This is a genomic window from Amorphoplanes friuliensis DSM 7358 (assembly GCF_000494755.1).
Classification (GTDB): domain Bacteria; phylum Actinomycetota; class Actinomycetes; order Mycobacteriales; family Micromonosporaceae; genus Actinoplanes; species Actinoplanes friuliensis.
Genome location: NC_022657.1, coordinates 1,090,783 through 1,106,800, shown reverse-complemented (window position 1 = coordinate 1,106,800; position 16,018 = coordinate 1,090,783). Strand labels below are relative to the sequence as shown.

Sequence of the window (16,018 nt, the reverse complement as noted above, 5' to 3'; positions counted from 1 at the left end):
ACGGTCCGGCCGCGTTTTTGCTGTCCTGCAACCGTCCTGCCACCGGGGCGGTTGCACCGGGCCCAGTCCTCTCAAGATCCGCAGGGTGGTGCCGACCAGGCTGGTGTCGGACACCGAGACCCTGGAGGATCACCCCGCCGTGCAGCATCGAGCCAACCGGAACGTCCGCGGCCGCCACCGTCGAACGACCCCGCTGCACAGCCACCGGGCCCCGACCACCCCCATCACCGAAAAAGGCCGGTACGCCGTAGCCGCCGCCCTCGTGGCCGGTGTCGGCGTGGCGAGCGTCGCAGCCGCAACAGACGGCGCCTCGTCGTCCCCTGCGGCCGCACAGGCACGCACCCAGACCGCCGCCGCCCAGGTGCCGTTGATCGCCTCTCCGTCGCCCACAGCCGTACCCACGCCGTCGGTGACGCCTTCTGCGGCTGTTGATGCCGCCGTCGCCTCGGTCGACGGGCTGAATCTGGACACGGGCGTGCCGTTCGTCGCCCAGGGCCGCAAGGCCAAGCCGCTGCCGCTGTGGGTCAACCCACTCCCCGAAGCTGCGGTGACCTCCTGCTTCGGCCAGCGCTGGGGCCGCCTCCACGCAGGCGTCGACCTGGCCGCCGCCGACGGCACCCGCATCCGCGCCGCCGGCGCCGGCACGGTTGTCGCGGCCGGCCCCGCCGAGGGCTACGGCAACGCCGTTTTGATCGACCACGGCAACGGCTACCTCACCCACTACGGGCACATGTCAGCCATCACGGTGGTGCTGGGCCAGAAGGTCAAGGCCGGCGACCAGATCGGCAACGAGGGCTCAACAGGCCACTCGACCGGCCCGCACCTGCACTTCGAGGTCCACGAAGGCACCTACCAGAACCCGATCGAACCCACCCGCTGGATGCACGACCACGGCGTGGACATCCCCGGCTGCCCGACCCCCACCAGCTAGACCCGCCCGCGGCTGTCCCGATTCGGATCCCCGCCAGGCCAACCGGTCAGCCGGCGGGTCGACTCACCGGTCGTCAGATCTTTTCGATCGGGGCGTGGCGGAGGACCAGCCACATGACCTGGTCGCCGAAGTCGATCTGGGCGCGGGCGCCGGGGCCGTGGCCGTCGACGACCACCACGCGGCCGAGGCCGTAGCGCTGGTGGTTGACGCGGTCGCCCGGTGCGACCTTGGGTGGCTGCTTCAGCTCGCTGGCCGTGGTGAGTCTGCTGGCGTCGACGCCGAGACGGGACGCGAGTTGCTGGGCTTTGGGGGTACCCCCGGCGAAGCCACCACCGCGCCCGCGGTCTCCCCCACCGCGACCACCGACGCCTCCGCCCGTGCCGGACCACGACGTGTAGGACCCCGCGGTGCGCTCCCAGCGCACCAGCTCGGGCGGCAACTCGTCGGTGAACCGCGACGGCGGGTTGTACTGCGGCTGCCCCCACGCCGAGCGGGTGACCGCCCGCGACAGGTAGAGCCGCTGCCGGGCACGCGTGATGCCGACGTAGGCCAGGCGGCGCTCCTCCTCGAGCTCCGTGTTGTCACCGAGCGCGCGGGTGTGCGGGAAGACACCGTCCTCGAGCCCGGTCAGGAACACCACGGGGAACTCGAGGCCCTTGGCCGTGTGCAACGTCATCAGGGTGACAACACCCTGGTGGTCGGGGTCGTCGCTGGGGATCTGGTCGGCGTCGGCGACCAGGGCCACCTGCTCCAGGAAACCGGCGAGGGTGGCGGCCGGCGCGTCGTCGTCCTCGGCGGCCTGCGCCTCGACGCGTTCGGTGTATTCGCGGGCGACGCTGACGAGCTCCTGGAGGTTTTCGACCCGGCCCTGGTCCTGCGGGTCGAGGCTCTCCTCCAACTCGGACAGCATGCCGGAACGCTGCAGCACGGCCTCGAGGATCTCCTCGGGTGGCGCCGTCCGGGACTGTTCGCGCAGGTCGTCGAGCAGTTGCACGAAGTCGCCGATGCTGTTGGCCGCGCGGGTCGAGATGCCCGGGGCGTTCTTGGCACCGCGCAGCGCCTGCCCGAACGAGATGCGGTCGCGGGTGGACAGTGCCTCGACGCAGGCCTCGGCCCGGTCACCGATGCCCCGGCGCGGGGTGTTGAGGACACGGCGGATGCTCACAGTGTCGTCGTCGTTGACCACCGCACGCAGGTAGCCCAGGGCGTCGCGGACCTCCTTGCGCTCGTAGAAGCGCACCCCGCCGACCACCTTGTAGGGCAGGCCGACGCGGATGAACACCTCTTCGAACACTCGCGACTGGGCGTTGGTGCGGTAGAAGACCGCGACGTCGCCGGGGCGTACCTCGTGGTTGTCGCAGAGCCGGTCGATCTCCCGGGCAACCCAGTCGGCCTCGGCGTGCTCGGTGTCGGCGACGTACCCGACGATCTGCTCGCCGGCGCCCTGGTCACTCCAGAGCCGCTTCGGCTTGCGCGACGTGTTTCGGTCGATCACGGCGTTGGCCGCCGACAGGATCGTCTGGGTGGAGCGGTAGTTCTGCTCCAGCAGGATCGTGCGCGCGTCGGGATAGTCGCGCTCGAACTCCAGGATGTTGCGGATCGTCGCGCCCCGGAACGCGTAGATCGACTGGTCGGCGTCACCGACCACGCAGAGCTCACCGGGCTCCAGGTCGCCCCCGGGCTTGCCCACGAGCTCCTTGACCAGCATGTACTGCGCGTGGTTGGTGTCCTGGTATTCGTCGACCATCACGTGCCGGAACCGGCGGCGGTAGGTCTCCGCGACGTGCGGGTGCGACTGCAGCAGGTGCACCGTCGTCATGATGATGTCGTCGAAGTCGAGCGCGTGCGCCTCCTTGAGGCGGCGCTGATAGAGCTCGTACGCCTCGGCGACCGCCCGCTCGTTCGGCCCCTTCGCCTTGTCCTTGAACTCCTCGGGCTCGACCAGCTCGTTCTTCAGGTTCGACACCTGCGCGGCGAGACCCCGGGCCGTGTAGCGCTTCGGGTCGAGATCGAGCTCCCGCGCGACCAGCTGCATGAGCCGCCGCGAATCATCGGCGTCGTAGATCGAGAACGTGCTCTTCAGCCCGGCGTGCTCGTGCTCCGCCCGCAGGATCCGCACACACGCCGAGTGGAACGTCGACACCCACATCAGCCGGGCCCGCGGCCCGACCAGTGCGGCGACCCGCTCCTTCATCTCACCGGCGGCCTTGTTGGTGAACGTGATCGCGATGATCTGCCCGGGGTGCACATCCCGCTCGGCCAGCAGATAGGCGATCCGGTGCGTCAGCACCCGCGTCTTGCCCGACCCGGCACCCGCCACGATCAGCAGCGGCGACCCCGCATGGGTGACGGCGTCACGCTGCGGCCCGTTGAGGCCGACCAGCAACGACTCAGGATCAAGCCGACGGGCCGCCGGACGCTTCGGCGCACCCTCCTGACCAGGGGATTTCCCCTGCTGGACAGGCGGCATCGCAAACAGGGGCTGGGAATTTTCCGGAAGGGCTCGCATCGCCGGACAAGTCTATGCCGCACCCCCGACAATCTTTCTCAGGCAGTCGTCCGATCCGGGGGTAGGACACTCATGCAACACCGCCACCTCGCGCCGGCCATCGCCGCGCTGATCACAATCTTCACAACAGCCACGCCGAGTGACCTCGAGTCCGGCTCACGCACCGATCCGGTCGCCGTCCGCGGGTGAGGCTCCCGCAACCAAGCTGTCATGTCGAAGTGGTAGCGCTGACCAGCGTCGATACACCAGGCTGGGTCAGTTGGTTGATCCGTAACCCGACCGGGAGACCGAATACTATGGACCACCCCCGCCGCCGCGGCTGGGCCGTGCTGCGTCATCTCGCAGTGCCTGCCCTCGCTCTGGCCGTTGTCGCCACCCTGCCGATGACGCGTTCCGAGGCTCCGAAACCTGTTGCGCAGCACCTGCCCGGGATGGCGCCCGCGAGCGTTTCCTACGGACTGTCCGGCAAGACGGTCAAGGGCCAGTTCCTCAGCTACAACGACTTCCACGGCGCTGTCGACCCGCCCGGTGGGAGCGGCGCGGCCGTCAACGGCGTGCCTGCCGGTGGTGTCGAATATCTGGCGACCTACCTGAAGAAGCTGCGCAGCGAGGCTGCCGCGGAGGGCCGCTCGACCCTCACGGTCGGCGCCGGTGACCTGATCGGCGCGACGCCGCTGGTCAGTGCCGCGTTCCACGACGAGCCGACGATCGAGCTGATGAACGAGGTCGGGCTGCAGGTCAGCTCGGTCGGTAACCACGAGTTCGACGAGGGTGTCGACGAGCTGATCCGCATGCAGCGCGGTGGCTGCCACCCGAAGGACGGCTGCCAGGACGGCGACGGCTTCAAGGGCGCGAAGTTCACGTACCTCGCGGCGAACACGATCAACAAGAAGACCGGCCTGCCGATCCTTCCGCCGATCGACATCAAGTTCGTCAACGGCGTACCGGTGGGATTTGTCGGTCTGACGCTGGAGGGAACCGCCGGGATCGTGAACCCGGCCGGCATCCAGAACGTGCGCTTCGCCAACGAGGTCGAGACGGCGAACAAGTGGGGCCGGCTGCTGAAGCTGTTCGGTGTCAAGGCGCAGGTGCTGCTCGTGCACCAGGGCGGCCAGCAGAACGTCTCCGAGCAGGTTCCGGTGCCCGGCGTCTCGGACTGCAACGCGTTCTCGGGTCCGATCGTGCCGATCGTCGCGGGCCTGAACCCGGAGTTCAGCCTGGTCGTCTCGGGTCACACGCACCGCTTCTACTCGTGCACGCTGCCCAACTCGAACGGCACGTCCGTCGTGACCAGCGCCGGCACCAACGGCCAGCTCGTCACCGACATCGACTACTCGATCGACCGCCGCACCGGCCGGTTCGCCGAGGTCACGGCCAAGAACGTCGTGGTCGAGAACGGTGTTTCCGACGGTAAGGGCGGCTGGCTCAAGGACGCCGCGGGTGTCTTCCTGAAGAACCCCGACACGGTCGACCCGAAGGCGAAGAAGGTCGCGGACAAGTACCGCACCGCCGTCGCCCCGATCGCCAACAAGGTCGTCGGCAGCATCACCGCCGACATCACCCGCACGGCCGGCGCCAACGGCGAGTCCGCCCTCGGTGACGTCATCGCCGACGCGCAGCTGGCCTGGACGCAGAGCAGCAACGCCCAGATCGCGTTCATGAACCCCGGTGGCATCCGCGCCGACTTCGACGCCGAGCAGTCCTCCGGCGGCGAGACCAACGGCCAGGTCACCTACGGCGAGGCGTTCACGGTCCAGCCGTTCAACAACCTGGTCGTCACGCAGACCTTCACCGGCGCGCAGATCAAGAACGTGCTCGAGCAGCAGTTCGTCGGCTTCGGCGGCCAGACCACGCAGCGCATCCTGCAGGTCTCCGCCGGCCTGACCTACTCCTGGACCAGCACCGCACCCGCCGGCTCGAAGGTCACGGCTCTCGCCCTGAACGGCACCCCGATCGACCCCGCCGCGAACTACCAGGTCACCACGAACGACTTCCTGGCCAACGGCGGCGACGGCTTCACCAACCTGACCCTTGGAACCGGCCGCACCACCGCCCCGGGCTTCGACGTCGACGCCCTGGTCGGCTACCTCGGCGCCGGCGCCCCGGTCGCCCCGGGCCCGGCCAACCGCATCACCAAGGCAGGCTGAGCAGCACAATCCCACGGTTCGGGCGGTTTCCTTGCGAAGCCGCCCGGCCCGGGGGCATACTCGCATCGTGATCCAGCCGACGCGATTTTTTTACTACGGAACCGGAAGTCCGGCGACCGTAGGACGCGTCTGAACGACAGACCTACATCAAGCCCCGGGCTCCCGAGCCCGGGGCTTGATGCTGCCCGGGCCGGCCCGACCGAGGCGTCAGCACCCGAGGAGCACACCATGAGCGCAGACGTAAAAGCCCAGCCCACCGGCACCGACGCCGCCCCGGCCGCCGAAGAGATCACCGCGATCCGCGAACGCATCGACGAGATCGACCAGTCCCTCATCGACCTGTGGCTGGAACGCTCCCGCCTCAGCCAGCAGGTCGGCCGCACCCGCATGGCCTCCGGCGGCACCCGCCTCGTCCTGAGCCGCGAACGCGAAATCGTCGAACGCTTCCGCGAAGCCCTGGGCCCCGACGGCACGCAGGTGGCGTTGCTGCTGCTCCGCGCCGGCCGCGGACCGCTCTGAAGCCGGCTTCCCGGCCCTGACCGTCGCTCCCTCGAGCGTGGTTTCCCACGGCCTTCGAGGAAAACCAAGGTCAAGGGGCCTCCTTGCCACGGTCCGTGCATGGTGCTGACCGTCGCTCCCGCGGACAACGGGCCCGGGGATCCATTCGCTTGGCGCTCATGAACGGATCCCCGCACCCTGCCAGGTCCGTGCTTCCCCCAACTTCAACGAAGTAGGGCCTTCCCGTGCGACCGAAGGCCCGACTTCCTTGAAGTTGTGCAGGAGGGCGGGTTGCGCCGGGCTCGGACGGACACCGGGCAGGCGCCCCGCTGACGCGGAATCGAACCCGCTCCCACGAGGATTCCCATCGCTTGACGCTCATCAACTAGTTCCCCCAGCCCGCCGGTCCGTGCCCGCCCAACTTCAAGGACGTTGGGCCTTCCCGCGCGGCCGAAGGCCCAACTTCCTTGAAGTTGTGCACGCAGGCACGCGGACGGATCTGCACCGGTTTTCCCGCTTGAACAGGTCATCCATTTGCTCGGCGCCGCGCCATGAGCGAATCCCCCGCCCTGCCAGGCTTGTTGTGCCCCAACTTCAACGAAGTAGGGCCCTCCCACACGAGCAAAGGCCCAACTTCGTTGAAGTTGCGCGCGCAAGCACGGAGCACACGGGCACGCGGCATACCCCGCGCCCGGCTCCCGGTCCACGCCCACGCCCACGCCCACGCCCACGCCCACGCCCATGTCGGCCACATGACGGAGCTGCAGCGGGCTTCCCGCGCAGACAGGTCATCTATTTGCTCGGCGCCGCGCCATGAGCGAATCCCCAACCGTGCCAAGTTCGTAGTGCCCAACTTCAACGAAGTAGGGCCCTCCCGCGCGAGCGAAGGGCCGGCTTCCTTGATGTTGGGCAAGCGGGACGGCGGGTGGGGTGGCACCGGGCCTAGGCTGACGGAATGCGACTTGGGCTGGCCACCGTGGTGGTCGAGAACTATGACTCGGCGATCGACTTTTTCGTCGGTGCGCTCGGCTTCGACCTGATCGAGGACTCCCCTGCCAAGACCACCGACGGCCGTCCGAAACGCTGGGTCGTGGTCCGTCCCCCGGGCGCCGTGACCGGCCTCCTCCTCGCCGAAGCTGACTCCGACACCCAACGCGCCGCCATAGGCAACCAACTCGGCGGCCGCGTGGGCTTCTTCCTCAACGTCGACGACTTCGACGCCCAGTTCAAGCGCATGACCGACGCCGGCGTGCACTTCAACGAGGAGCCCCGCTCCGAGCCCTACGGCAAAGTGGTCGTCTTCACCGACATAGCCGGCAACAAGTGGGACCTCCTGGGCCCCGCCTGACAACATCCGCCCAGCCACTCAGCAACCAGCCGCCGGCCCGCCCGCCATGTCCGAGCTGGCTTGGCCGGGCAGGGCGTAGTTGGGCCGGACGGGCTGGCCAGACTGGGCACCGGGCTCGCTGACCGGGCGGGCTACGCGGGCTAGGCACCGGGCTCGCTGGCCAGGCTGACCGCGCTGGGCGCGCTGACCGCGCTGGGCGCGCTGACCGCGCTGGGCGCGCTGGGCCGCGCTGGGCCGCGCTGGGCCGCGCTGGGCCGCGCTGACCGGGCTGGGCGCGCTGACCGCGTTAGGCGGGCTGGGCGAACGGGTCTAGCCGAGCCGCCCCGGCTGGCCGAGCCGGATAGGTCGGGCTGGATAGGCCGGCTGGGCTGGTGGGGTGGAAGAGCACGGACCTGGCAGGGTGCGGGCGGCCGTTCAGGAGCGCCAGCGACTGGCTGGTCGTGCCCGGTGTCCGCGGGAGCGACGGCCAGCACCATGCACCCACCGTGGCAAAGAAGCTCTTGATCTTCGGAGACGCAAAAGAAGGGGCCCACCGGATGGCAGGCCCCTTCTTCGAAATACAACAACCTCAGACTGCGTGAACCACGTCTCGGGGTTCGGCGAAGTGGCACGCGCTGGGGTGGGGGGAGCGGTCGCGGATCTGGAGCAGGGGTTCCTGCTCGGCGCAGACCGACTGGGCTTTCCAGCAGCGGGTGCGGAAGCGGCAGCCGGACGGCGGGTTGGCGGGCGACGGGACGTCGCCTTCCAGGACGATCTGGTCCCGTTGGCCGCGGAGGCGGGGGTCGGGGACCGGGACGGCCGACAGGAGGGCCTGGGTGTACGGGTGGGTCGGCTGTTCGTAGATCTGCTGGTCGTTGCCGATCTCGACGATTTTGCCGAGGTACATGACCGCGACGCGGTTCGAGATGTGGCGGACGACGGACAGGTCGTGGGCGATGAAGATGTACGACAGGCCGAAGTCCTTCTGGAGGCCTTCCAGCAGGTTGATGACCTGGGCCTGGATGGACACGTCGAGGGCTGAGACCGGCTCGTCGCAGACGATGATTTCCGGCTTCAGGGCCAGGGCTCGGGCGATGCCGATGCGCTGGCGCTGACCGCCGGAGAACTGGTGCGGGTAGCGGTTGACGTGGTCGGGGTTGAGGCCGACCGTGTCGAGGAGGTCCTGGACCGCGCTGGCCCGGCCCTTGCGGGGGGTGACCTCGGGGTGGATCTCGAAGGGCTCGCCGATGATGTCGCCGACCGTCATGCGCGGGTTCAGCGACGTGTACGGGTCCTGGAGCACCATCTGGATGTTGCGGCGGGCCCGGCGGAGGTTGCCGCCGCGGAGCTTGACCATGTCTTCGCCGCGGACGTTGATGGCGCCTTCGGTGGGCTTTTCCAGGCCGACGAGCAGCTTGGCCAGGGTGGACTTGCCGCAGCCGGACTCACCGACGACGCCGAGGGTTTCGCCGCGGCGGAGTTGGAGGTCCACGCCGTCGACGGCGCGGACGGCGCCGACCTTGGACTTGAAGACGATGCCCTGGGTGATCGGGAAGTGTTTGACGAGGCCCTTGGTTTCGAGGACGACGTCATCGCGGTCGCTCATTCGCCGACTACCTCCCTCCAGAAGTGGCAGCGGGCCGTGCGGCCCGGCGCGACGATGTACGGCGGCGGGGCCGGGTCCTGCCGGCACACGTCCTGGGCGTAGGCACAACGCGGGTTGAAGGCGCAGCCCTTCGGGATCGCGGTCAGCGCGGGCGGGAGGCCCTTGATGACGTTGAGTTCCTGGCCCTTCATGTCGAGGCGGGGGATCGACTCGAGCAGGGCCTTCGCGTACGGGTGAGCCGGTCGCGCGTAGATGTCGTAGACCGGCGCCTCCTCGACGACCTTGCCGGCGTACATGACCGAGATGCGGTCCGCGACGTCGGCGACCACGCCCATGTCGTGCGTGATCAGGATGAGGCCCATGTTGCGCTGCTGCTGGAGTTCGGCGAGCAGGCCCATGATCTGCGCCTGGACGGTCACGTCGAGGGCCGTGGTGGGCTCGTCGGCGATGAGCACCTCGGGGTCCAGGGCCAGCGCCATCGCGATCATGACGCGCTGGCGCATGCCGCCGGAGAACTGGTGCGGGTAGTCGCCGATGCGGGCCTTCGCGGCCGGGATCTTGACCTGGTCGAGGAGCTCGATCGAGCGGCGCTTGGCGTCCGCGCGGGACATGCCGCGGTGCACCCGGAACAGCTCGGCGAGCTGGTAGCCGACCGTGAAGACCGGGTTCAGCGCCGACAGGGCGTCCTGGAAGATCATCGCGATCTGGTTGGCGCGGACCTTGCGGCGCTGGCTCTCCGGGAGTTTCAGCAGGTCGAGGCCGCGATACTTGACCTCGCCCTTGGTGATGAACCCGGGCGGGCTGTCGAGGATGCCCATGATCGCCTGCGCGGTCACGGACTTGCCGCAGCCGGACTCGCCGAGGATGGCAAGGGTCTCGCCGGGTGACAGCAGGAAGTTCGCGCCGTTGACAGCCCGGGAGATGCCGTACTGGGTGCGGAACTCCACGTGGAGGTCGGTCACCTCGAGGAGCGGGGCACGCGGGTCGAGTCCGGGTAGGACGTCGATCTCCGCCTTGATATCGGTCATCTCGGGATCACCGCAGCTTCGGGTCGAAGGCGTCGCGGACCGCGTCGCCCAGCATGATGAAGGCCAGCACCGTGGCCGCCAGGAAGATGGACGGCCAGATCAGCGGTTCCGGAGCGGTCCGCACGTAGGAACCGGCTTCGGAGATCGCGATGCCCCAGGAGATCGCGTCTCCCTTGAGGCCGATGCCGAGGAAGGACAGTGTCGCTTCGCTCGCGATGTTCGTTCCCAGCAGGATCGTCAGCACCACGATGAAGGACGCGATGGAGTTCGGCAGGATGTGCCGCATCATCAACCGGGCCGGGCCGGCACCGAGCATGCGCGCCGCCGCCACGTAGTCCTGGTTTTTCGAGGCGATCACCGAGGACCGCATGATGCGGGCCGCTGTGGTCCACCCGAGCACACCCAGGGTGATGGTCACCGCCACGATGCCGTTGCTCTCCGGGTTCGACGACAGGCGCTTGGCCAGCACGATCGCGGCGAGCAGGAACGGGATGCCGAGCACGATGTCGATGAAGCGCGACAGGATCGCGTCGACCCAGCTGCCGAAGTAACCGGCGCCGAGGCCGAAGAGCAGGCCGATGATGCCGGACAGCAGCGTGGCGAGCACGCCGACCTCGATCGAGGCGCGGGCGCCGTAGATCGTCTTGGCGTAGACGTCACAGCCCTGGAAGTCGTACCCGAAGAAGGCCGAGCCGCTCGGGCCCGCGTGCTGCCGGCTGAGCGCGCAGTCGCGCGGGTTGGCCGAGGTGAACAGCGAGGGGAAGATCGCCATCAGCAGGACGATGACCACCAGGATGGACGCGAACCAGAAGATCTTGTTGCGGCGCAGGTCGATCCAGGCGTCGCCGGCGAGGCTGCGGGGCTTGTCGCGCTTGTCGACGTGCCGGGGCTCCGTCGGAGGGGTGCCGGAGGGGCCGGCCGCGGCGGCTACTGCTTCGAGATCACTCATAACGAATCCTCGGGTCGAGGGCGGCGTACAGCAGGTCGACCAGAAGGTTCACGACCAGGAAGACGATGACTAGGACACTGACAAAACCGACCACCAGTGGCCCGTCCTCGGTACGGATGCCGCGGAAGAGGTTGAACCCGACGCCGGGGATGTTGAACACGCCTTCGGTGACGATGGCCCCGGACATGAGACCGCCGATGTCGACGCCGATCAGCGTCACCACCGGGATGAGTGAGTTCCGCAGCACGTGGACACCGATCACCCGCTGGCGGGACAGACCCTTGGCGCGTGCGGTGCGAACGTAGTCGGAGCGCAGGTTCTCGGCGACGGACGAGCGCGTGACGCGCAGCTCGGTCGCGATCACCAGGCTGCCCAGGACCAGAGCGGGCAACAGAAGTGCCCAGAAACTCGGATGGGCGCCGGCGGTGGGCGGGAACCAGCCCAGCTTGATGCCGAAGATCAGCTGCGCGAGTGGTGCGAGCACCACGATCGGCAGGGAGAGGATGATCAGCGTGATCACGAGGGTCACGTTGTCGAACAGGCTGCCGCGACGGATGCCGGAGACGACACCGGCGACAACGGCGACGGTCGCCGCGATCACGATGGCGATGAGGGCGAGCCGGATGGTGACCGGCCAGGCCTGGGCCATCATGTCCGCGATCTTGCGGCCTGTGAGCGAGGTGCCGAAGTCCCCGGTGAGCAGGCCCTTCATGTAGTACCAGTACTGCATGATGAAGGGCTCGTCGAGGTGGTAGCGCTCGGTCAGAGCCTGACGAACGTTCTGGGTGAGGGGTCGTTCGCCCGCCAACGCCTGGAGGGGGTCGTCCTGGTTGGCGAACATCAGCGCATACACGATGAAGGTGGCCCCGAAGAACGTCAGGACCATCTGTAGTAGGCGCCGCACGATATAGCGGAACATACGGATTTAGCCTCTTCCGCGGAAGATGCGCCGCCGGGCGTCGTGGGCGCGGCGGCTGTAAGTAGGGGGATACAGCGGTGGCGCCACGGTTTCACAGAATCCGTGGCGCCACTACTGCACTAACGGCCTGAGATCAGCTGTTGACTTCGATCTTGTACAGGTCGACCTTCGAGAACAGGTCCACCTCCACGTTCTTCACCTTCTGCGAGTGGCCGAAGACGTTCTGGCCGAACCGCAGCGGGATGACCGGCATGTCCTGCGCGAGGATGTCCTCGGCCTGCTGCCACTTGGCGATGGCCTCGTCGGTCGTCTTGGCCGCCGAGCCCTCCTTCACCAGGCTGTCGAACGCCGGGTTGGAGTAGCCGTAGTAGTTGGAGGAGCCACCGGTGCCGTACAGCGGGCCCAGGTAGTTCTCCATCAGCGGGTAGTCCATCAGCCAGCCGAGGCGGATGAGGCCGACCGGCTCCTTCTTCTCGACCTTGGTGAGGAGGTCAGCGAACTTGGGCTCGCCGACACCCGTGCACTCGATGCCGAGCGACGCCTTGATCTGGTTGCACATGGCGTCGACCCAGGCCTTGTGGCCACCGTCGGCGTTGTACGTGACCTGGATCTTCTTCGGGCCACCGTTGGCGTCGTAGAGCGCCTTGGCCTTCGCGGGGTCGTACTTGCAGTTGTCACCACAGGTGTTGTCGCGGTAACCGGCAACCACCGGGGACACGAAGGACGTGGCCGGCGTCTGCGAGCCGAGGAAGATCTGGTCGGTCATCTCCTGGCGGTTGACCGCCATGGAGAGGGCCTGACGGACCTCCTTCTTGGCGAACTCCTTCTGGAACGTCGGGAAGCCGACGAACGCGAACGAGGAGCTCGGGCTCTTCTGGAAACGGTCACCCAGGTCGCCGGGCGCGGCGGCCAGGCTCTCGATCGGGATGGTCGTCTGGACGTCGACGTTCTCCGCGGTGAGGTCCGCGTACTCCGCCTTCTGGTCCTGGTAGATCTTCCAGGTGACGCCGTCGATCTTCGGGACGGTGCCCTTGAAGTCGGCAACCTTCTCGACGACGATCTGCGAGTCGTGCTCCCAGGTGCCCTTCATCTTGAAGGGGCCGTTACCGATGATCGCGTCCTCGAAGCCGTCGGCGATGACGCCGGGGGCGGAGAAGGCGGCCTTCGGCAGCGGGTAGAACGCGGTGTAGCCCATGACGGACTCCCAGCCGGCGAAGGGCGCCGACAGGGTCACCGTGAAGGTGGTGTCGTCGACCTTCTTGAGGCCGGTCAGCGTCTTGGCCTTGGGCTCGGGGGCCTTCTTCGGGCCTTCCTCACCGTCGGGGTCGACCGACTGGAGGTCGGCGTAGCCCTCGATGCGCTCGTAGAAGTACGAAGCGCCCTGGGCGTTGGGCCCGTACGCGCCGTAGTTCCAGGCGTCGATGAAGTTGTCGGCGATGACGGGCTCGCCGTTGCTGAACGTGAAGCCCGACTTCAGCTTGATCGTCCAGACCTTGTTGTCGTCCGAGGTGACCGACTCGGCGCCGACCTCGACCGGCTTGCTCTGCGCGTCGAAGTCGACGAGCGGGTAGAACAGCGAGGAGAGGACCTGCGCGCCGCTCGACTCAGTCGCGTTCGACGGAATGAGGTGCTGCGGCTCTCCGATACCAATCACGACGGTGTTGGAAGCGGCGTCGGTGTCCTCCGACCCGCCTCCAGAGCAGCCGGCGGCCAACAAGGCGATGGCGGTCGCGCCGACCGCCATCTTCCATGGGCGATTCCCGAGCATGGGAGTTACTCCTTCAAGGGCGCTCACGAGGGGTTGTGTGAGTAGAGGACACCTTCGCACAGAGCCCCTAGGCCCTGACGGCGCCGTTATCAAGCCGATATTAGCCCGATACGCCTCTGCCGCTCCCTGAAGATCGTCCTTTCGGTCAGGAACAGGGCCCTGACCAGGGGTTTGAGGAACGCTGTAGTAACCCAATAACTTTGTGTAGCCGTGATGTCGGTTTTCCGCCGTGAAAGGGTAAAACGCCCGGACCGGTCGGTTGATGCGCCCTAGACGAGACGGCGATCCGCGGCCCACCGCGACAGTTCGTAACGATTGGACATCTGCAGTTTTCGTAACACGTTCGACACGTGGGTCTCCACCGTCTTGATGGAGATGAACAGTTCCTTGGCAATCTCCTTGTACGCGTAGCCCCTGGCGAGCAGGCGCAGCACCTCCCGCTCGCGGTTGGTGAGCTGGTCCAGCTCGGGGTCCGCGACCGGGACATCGGGGCGCGAAGCGAACGCGTCGAGGACAAAACCGGCCAGGCGCGGGCTGAAGACCGCGTCGCCGTCGGCCACCCGCCTGATGGCCGCGGCCAGCTCGTCCGGGGAGATCGTCTTGGTGACGTAGCCACGGGCGCCGGCCCGGATCAGGCCGATCACATCCTCGGCGGCATCGGAGACGGACAGGGCCAGAAACTTGACCTGCGGATGTGTACGCCGCATCGCGTCGAGGACGGCACGGCCACCGCCGTCGGGCATGTGCACGTCGAGCAGCACGACGTCCGGAGTGGTCGCCGCGATCCGCGCGACCGCCTCCGCCACGGAGCTCGCCTCCCCGATCACGTCCACGTGCGCACCCAGCTCGGCGCGGACGCCGGCCCGGAACATCGCGTGGTCGTCCACGAGGAAGACGGTCAACCGCCGGGTCTCCCCGGCTACAGGCTCGGTCATCGTGCAGTCTCCTTTCCGGCGGAGACGCTCTCCCGCGAAGCGGGCAGCGTCAGGCGTACCTCGGTGCCGTCACCGGGGGCGCTGCGGATCTCGGCCTGGCCGCCGTGCCGCTGCATCCGCCCGATGATGGAGCCGCGGACGCCGTGTCTCGTATCCTCCACCTCCGCCGGGTCGAACCCGGCACCACGGTCGCGGACGAAGACGCTCAACTCGTCGTCCTCCACCTCCGCGTAGAGCGACACGGTCTCCACACCGGCGTGCCGCGCGGCGTTGACCAGTGCTTCGCGGGCGGCGGCGACCAGTGCGGCCACCCGTTCGTCACACTGCGTGTCGCCGACCACCACCGCTTCGACCGAGATCGCGTACGTGTCCTCGACCTCGGCGGCGGCCTGCTCGAGCGCGGCGGCGAAGCGTTCGGTGGGTGAGGCCATCGGCTTGTAGAGCCAGTTGCGCAGGCTGCGCTCCTGACCGCGGGCCAGGCGCTGCACCTCTTTGATGTCGGTGGAGTTGCGCTGGATCAGGGCCAGGGTGTGCAGCACCTGATCGTGGATCATGGCTGCGACCTCGGCGCGTTCCTGCTCGCGGATGCGGCCCTCACGCTCGGAACGCAGCTGGCTGAACGTCCGCCAGAGCAGCGGCGCGACAACAACACCGACACCGAGCAGGCCGACCAGCGCGAAGATCACGCCGTTGAAGACCGCGGTGAGACTGCCGGCCGGTGCGTAGACGGCGAGGACGCCGATGACGCCCGTGGCGACCAGCACACCGCCGCCGATGAAGCGGAACAGGAAGGACCGTCGGTCACTCTCCGCCACCACCGCAGCGAGCCAGGGTGCCTGCGGGTTGGCCGCCCACTGACCGCGGCGGGTCGGGTCGGACTGATGCCAGATCACACCCGCGCCGACGGCGATGATGGCGACCAGCCAGCCGGCCGTACCGGCGACGCGGTTGTCACCGAAGAGCAGGCCCTGCAGCAGGATGACACCGAGGCCGATCGCGCCGAAGGGAAGCAGCAGCGCCAGGTCGCGGCGGGTCTGCTGCTGGCCGTCGGGCAGCTGCTGCGGGAGCACGGCCCAGAACACCGCGTAGAGCAGCAGGCCCAGGCCGTTGAAGCCGAGCAGGAGCACGAGCGCGATCCGGACCGCGGTGACCGGCACCCGCAGGTGCCGCGCGATACCGGACGCGACACCGGCGATGACACGGTGATCGCGCGGCCGGTACAGGCGGCGCGGCTGGGGTGCTGCGGTGGCGGTGATCGCTCCTCCTCCGGGGTTGCGGGCACGGCGTGACGCCGGGCCTGTTCGATCGTCACACGCGGCGGGGGTCGCGGACCACGGGGAAACTCCCCCATCCGTACGGCCCCCGGATCTCAGGGTGGCGTCAGGGTCGCCTCCTGAGGCG

12 protein-coding genes are annotated in these 16,018 nt (G+C 68.2%); 4 read left to right on the top strand and 8 right to left on the bottom strand.

The features are described from left to right. Positions 1 to 85: 85 nt before the first annotated feature. Positions 86 to 931, top strand: coding sequence for a M23 family metallopeptidase (locus AFR_RS05130; protein WP_023358812.1), 846 nt, complete (start codon positions 86 to 88; stop codon positions 929 to 931). Between the two features lie 73 nt (positions 932 to 1,004). Here the strand turns inward: AFR_RS05130 and pcrA are convergent, their stop codons facing one another. Continuing rightward, positions 1,005 to 3,401 (bottom strand): DNA helicase PcrA, encoded by a 2,397-nt coding sequence (gene pcrA, locus AFR_RS05125; RefSeq protein WP_052359327.1) that lies wholly within the window; start codon positions 3,399 to 3,401, stop codon positions 1,005 to 1,007. 335 nt (positions 3,402 to 3,736) lie between these two features. Between pcrA and AFR_RS05120 the strand changes: the two genes are divergently transcribed. The 3 genes from AFR_RS05120 (at position 3,737) to AFR_RS05110 (ending at position 7,433) form a co-directional block, all read left to right on the top strand. Beyond that, positions 3,737 to 5,587 carry a bifunctional metallophosphatase/5'-nucleotidase gene (locus AFR_RS05120; protein ID WP_023358808.1) on the top strand — a complete coding sequence of 617 codons (1,851 nt, stop codon included), beginning with the start codon at positions 3,737 to 3,739 and terminating at the stop codon, positions 5,585 to 5,587. A gap of 228 nt (positions 5,588 to 5,815) precedes the next feature. Continuing rightward, positions 5,816 to 6,106 (top strand): chorismate mutase, encoded by a 291-nt coding sequence (locus tag AFR_RS05115; protein WP_023358806.1) that lies wholly within the window; start codon positions 5,816 to 5,818, stop codon positions 6,104 to 6,106. A gap of 934 nt (positions 6,107 to 7,040) precedes the next feature. Continuing rightward, positions 7,041 to 7,433 carry a VOC family protein gene (locus tag AFR_RS05110; RefSeq protein WP_041840613.1) on the top strand — a complete coding sequence of 131 codons (393 nt, stop codon included), beginning with the start codon at positions 7,041 to 7,043 and terminating at the stop codon, positions 7,431 to 7,433. A gap of 568 nt (positions 7,434 to 8,001) precedes the next feature. Here the strand turns inward: AFR_RS05110 and AFR_RS05105 are convergent. The 7 genes from AFR_RS05105 to AFR_RS05075 all read right to left on the bottom strand — a co-directional run bounded on the left by AFR_RS05105 (position 8,002) and on the right by AFR_RS05075 (position 15,873). Then, positions 8,002 to 9,018: an ABC transporter ATP-binding protein gene (locus AFR_RS05105; protein ID WP_023358802.1), complete on the bottom strand. Its 1,017-nt coding sequence runs from the start codon at positions 9,016 to 9,018 to the stop codon at positions 8,002 to 8,004. Beyond that, complete coding sequence (locus tag AFR_RS05100) at positions 9,015 to 10,046, bottom strand: ABC transporter ATP-binding protein (RefSeq protein ID WP_023358800.1); 1,032 nt, start codon at positions 10,044 to 10,046, stop codon at positions 9,015 to 9,017. The genes AFR_RS05105 and AFR_RS05100 overlap by 4 nt, the downstream gene beginning before the upstream one ends. Before the next feature lie 7 nt (positions 10,047 to 10,053). After that, positions 10,054 to 10,995, bottom strand: a complete 942-nt coding sequence (locus AFR_RS05095; RefSeq protein WP_023358373.1) for an ABC transporter permease — start codon at positions 10,993 to 10,995, stop codon at positions 10,054 to 10,056. Next, positions 10,988 to 11,914, bottom strand: coding sequence for an ABC transporter permease (locus AFR_RS05090; protein WP_023358371.1), 927 nt, complete (start codon positions 11,912 to 11,914; stop codon positions 10,988 to 10,990). Before AFR_RS05090 ends, AFR_RS05095 begins: the two co-directional genes overlap by 8 nt. Before the next feature lie 133 nt (positions 11,915 to 12,047). Further along, positions 12,048 to 13,682 (bottom strand): peptide ABC transporter substrate-binding protein, encoded by a 1,635-nt coding sequence (locus tag AFR_RS05085; RefSeq protein ID WP_052359326.1) that lies wholly within the window; start codon positions 13,680 to 13,682, stop codon positions 12,048 to 12,050. A gap of 269 nt (positions 13,683 to 13,951) precedes the next feature. Further along, positions 13,952 to 14,617, bottom strand: coding sequence for a response regulator (locus AFR_RS05080; protein WP_023358367.1), 666 nt, complete (start codon positions 14,615 to 14,617; stop codon positions 13,952 to 13,954). Beyond that, entirely contained in the window at positions 14,614 to 15,873 is a 1,260-nt protein-coding gene (locus AFR_RS05075; protein ID WP_084298333.1) for an ATP-binding protein, read from the bottom strand. The genes AFR_RS05080 and AFR_RS05075 overlap by 4 nt, the downstream gene beginning before the upstream one ends. Between the last annotated feature and the right edge of the window lie 145 nt (positions 15,874 to 16,018).